Below are 440 nucleotides of genomic sequence, written 5' to 3'. Positions count from 1 at the left end.
GTGCAGCACCGGGTTGGCCAGCGACACGGTCTGCCAGAACGGTGGCAGCAAAGTGATCGAGTAGAACACGCCGCCCAGGTAAGTCAGCGGGGTCAGCACAAAGGTCGGAATGATCGAAATATCATCGAAGTTGCGCGCAAACACCGCGTTGATGAAGCCCAGCAGCGAGAAGATTGTCGCGGTCAGCACTACCACCAGAATGGTCACACCGAGGTGATGCACCTGCAGATGGGTGAAGAACAGCGACAGGATCGTCACGATCAGACCCACCGCCAGACCGCGCAATACGCCACCAATGGTGAAGCCGATCAGGATGGTGTGCGGTGACACCGGCGAGACCATCAACTCTTCGATCGAGCGCTGGAACTTGCTGCCGAAGAAGCTCGAGACCACGTTGCCGTAGGAGTTGGTGATCACCGACATCATGATCAGCCCCGGCA

1 protein-coding gene is annotated in these 440 nt (G+C 58.2%); it reads right to left on the bottom strand.

What is annotated here, in order from left to right; translation table 11 throughout:
• Positions 1-440 (bottom strand): ABC transporter permease (locus J5M71_RS28625; RefSeq protein ID WP_207839048.1); only part of this gene is annotated, 440 nt, incomplete at both ends.

The sequence above is a fragment of the Pseudomonas sp. 43(2021) genome, from assembly GCF_017490805.1.
In the GTDB taxonomy this organism is placed as follows: domain Bacteria; phylum Pseudomonadota; class Gammaproteobacteria; order Pseudomonadales; family Pseudomonadaceae; genus Aquipseudomonas.
This window is presented reverse-complemented; position numbering and strand designations above follow the sequence as displayed.